The following is a 2931-nucleotide window of genomic DNA, read 5'->3' as shown; positions in this document are numbered from 1 at the left end:
GACTTCAGCTCCTCGATGAAGCGCTCCCGCAGGGAGCGGGTGAGCGCGAGCTTCAGCCCGCGACTGCGCCCGCGGCGCACGGCGAGCGCGAGGTTCTGCTCGATCGTGAGATCCGGTGCCGTACCCGCCATGGGGTCCTGGAACACGCGGCCGACGTAGCGCGCCCGCTGGTGCTCCTTCAGCTTGTTGACGCGCTTCCCGTCGATCTCGATCGTGCCCGTGTCGACGGTGTAGCGGCCGGCGATTGCGTTGAGCAGCGTCGACTTGCCCGCGCCGTTCGAGCCGATCACGGTGACGAAGTCGCCCTCGTCGAGCTGCAGGCCGAGGTCGACGAGCGCCTTGCGCTCGTTGACGGTGCCCGGGAAGAAGGTCTTGGAGATCTGGTCGATCGTCAGCATGCGGTTACCTCCCCGCGGTCTCGGTCGATGCGTCGGCGGCTGCGGCGCCCGGGGCCGCGGCCTGCGCGGGGACGGGCTGCGCGGGAGCGGCCGTGTCGCGCGGCGCGACCTTCCCGCCGCGATTGCGCAGCGAGGGCAGCTTCTTCAGGAAGCCCCAGCGCGGGAGCAGCAGCGCCGCGACCACGAGGACCGCGGTGACGAGCTTCATGTCGTTCGGGTTGAGCCCGGCCTGCAGTGCGAAGAAGATGATGAGGCGGTAGATCACCGCTCCGAGCACGACCGCGAGGCTCGCGAGCCAGATGAAGCGCTGGCCGAAGATCGCCTGGCCCAGGATCACCGAGGCGAGGCCGATCAGGATGAGGCCGATGCCCATGCTGATGTCGGCGAAGCCCTGATACTGCGCCACGAGCGCGCCGCAGAGCGCGACGAGTCCGTTCGACAGGGAGAGCGTCAGGATCTTCGTGCCGTCGGTGTTCACGCCGAAGCTGCGGATCATCTGCTCGTTGTTGCCCGTGGCCTGGATCGACAGGCCCAGGTCGGTCGAGAGGAACCAATCGATCACGAGCTTCAGCAGGATCACGGCGACGAAAATGATGCCGATGCCCGTCCAGGTGCCGAGCACGCCAGCGTCCTTGAGCGGCGTGAACACGGTCTCTGCGCGGAGGAGCGGCATGTTCGCCTTCCCCATGATGCGGAGGTTGATCGACCACAGCGCGATCATCGTGAGGATGCCCGCGAGCAGGCCGTCGATCCGGCCCTTTGTGTGCAGGAGGCCCGTGATGGCGCCGGCGACGAGGCCCGCGGCAGCGCCAGCGAGCGTCGCGAGGATGGGACTCTGCTCGAGCGTGATCAGCGAGGCCGCAACGGCCGCGCCGGTCGTAAAGCTGCCGTCGACCGTGAGATCGGGGAAGTTCAGCACTCGGAAGGTGAGATACACCCCGAGCGCCATCACTCCGTATATGAGACCCAGTTCGAGCGCGCCGATCATCCGGTTGTTTCCTTGCGTTCGGGACACGGAATCCGGCGGATCCGCGTCCATGAATGGGAAGAGTGGCTGCCGCGCGTACGCGCGACAGCCACTGCTTCAGAGGTACTGCGTAGGGTCTACTCTACGACGGTCGCGTCGTCGAGAATCGACTTCGGGATCTCGACGCCCATGCGCTCCGCTGCCGCCGGGTTGACGACGTAGCTGAGCTCTGCGGGGGTCTCGACGGGGGTCTTCGCCGGATCGGCGCCCTCGAGGATCTTGATCGCCATCTCGCCGGTCTGCTTGCCGAGCTTCGTGTAGTCGATGCCGTACGTGGCGACGGCTCCACCCTCGACGGTGCCGGGCTCGGCGCCGATCACGGGGATCTTCGCCTTCTCCGCGACCTGGACGAGCGAGGCGATGCCCGAGACGACCATGTTGTCGGTCGGCACGTAGATCGCGTCGACGTCGCCGAGCGCCTCGGTGGCCTGCGCGATGTCGTTCGCCGTGGTGACGGTCTTCGTGACGAGCTCGAGGCCCATCTCATCGGCGACCTTCTGCGCGGCGTCGACCTGCACCTGCGAGTTGACCTCGCCCGATGCGTAGACGATGCCGACCTTCTTGGCGTCGGGCTTCATCTCGGTGATGATCTCGAACTGCGTCTTGAGCGCATCGTCCGGAACCGCGTCGACCGTGCCGGTCACGTTCGCGCCCGGTTCCTCCATCGACTTGACGAGCTCGGCCGACACCGCGTCGGTGACCGCGGTGAAGAGCACGGGCTTGTCGGTGATCGCCTGCGCGGCGGCCTGCGCGGCCGGGGTCGCGACGGCGAGCACGAGGTCGACGTCCGAGGTGGCGAACGTCTGGGCGATCGTCACGGCCGTGGCCTGCTCGCCGTTCGCGTTCTGCACATCGAACTTCACGGTGTCGCCGTCGACATAGCCCGCATCGATGAACGCCTGCTTGAAGCCCTCGGTTGCCGCGTCGAGCGCGGGGTGCTGCACGAGCTGGCTGATGCCGATGCTCACCGCGTCGAGCTTCGCGGCATCGTCGCCGCCCGTGCTCTCGGAGGGTGCGGAGGAGCAGGCACTGAGCGTGAGTGCGGCGGCCGCGCCGAGGCTCGCGAGTGCGAGCATGCGGCGGCGAGAAGAAATCTGTCGCATGTGTATCAGTTCCTTAGCAAATATGGATACGCCCTGGCCGAAGCCAAGGCGAGCTGTGTAGTCCGGTACAAAAAGCACCGACGTCGCCATCGTAGACCGGGGAGACCACCCGGAGGCAAGTTCTGCCGCCATTGTGATGCGGACGTTGCATCCCCGATCACAGGCCGGTTCTCAGGGGAAAACGCGCGCAGGGGCGAGTCCCCGAGCGCCGGTCCGATGCGGACCGTGCCCCCGGGTGCTCGCCCCTGCGCGAGGTCGTTCCGGGCTACGCGAGCAGTGCCCGATCGTCGAACGTCGCGCCCTTGATCTTCGCGAACTCCGCGAGCAGCTGCGGCACCGTGAGATGCTGCTTCTCCTCCGCAGACGCCTGGAACACGATCCGACCCTCGTGCATCATGATGAG

Annotated in this window: 3 protein-coding genes; all 3 read right to left on the bottom strand. The window is 67.1% G+C overall.

Annotated elements, in window-relative coordinates; translation table 11 throughout:
* Nucleotides 1-398, bottom strand: a 398-nt coding sequence (locus U874_RS0113575; RefSeq protein ID WP_025135076.1) for an ATP-binding cassette domain-containing protein, incomplete at its 3' end; no start/stop codon positions are given.
* A 4-nt stretch (nucleotides 399-402) separates the two neighbouring features.
* Nucleotides 403-1386, bottom strand: coding sequence for an ABC transporter permease (locus U874_RS0113570; protein WP_025135075.1), 984 nt, complete (start codon nucleotides 1384-1386; stop codon nucleotides 403-405).
* A 116-nt stretch (nucleotides 1387-1502) separates the two neighbouring features.
* Complete coding sequence (locus U874_RS0113565) at nucleotides 1503-2528, bottom strand: ABC transporter substrate-binding protein (protein ID WP_025135074.1); 1026 nt, start codon at nucleotides 2526-2528, stop codon at nucleotides 1503-1505.
* Between the last annotated feature and the right edge of the window lie 403 nt (nucleotides 2529-2931).

This window comes from Leucobacter sp. PH1c (assembly GCF_000633415.1).
Taxonomy (GTDB): Bacteria; Actinomycetota; Actinomycetes; order Actinomycetales; family Microbacteriaceae; genus Leucobacter.
Note: the sequence above shows the minus strand (reverse complement) of the source record. Positions and strands in the feature narration are given on the sequence as shown.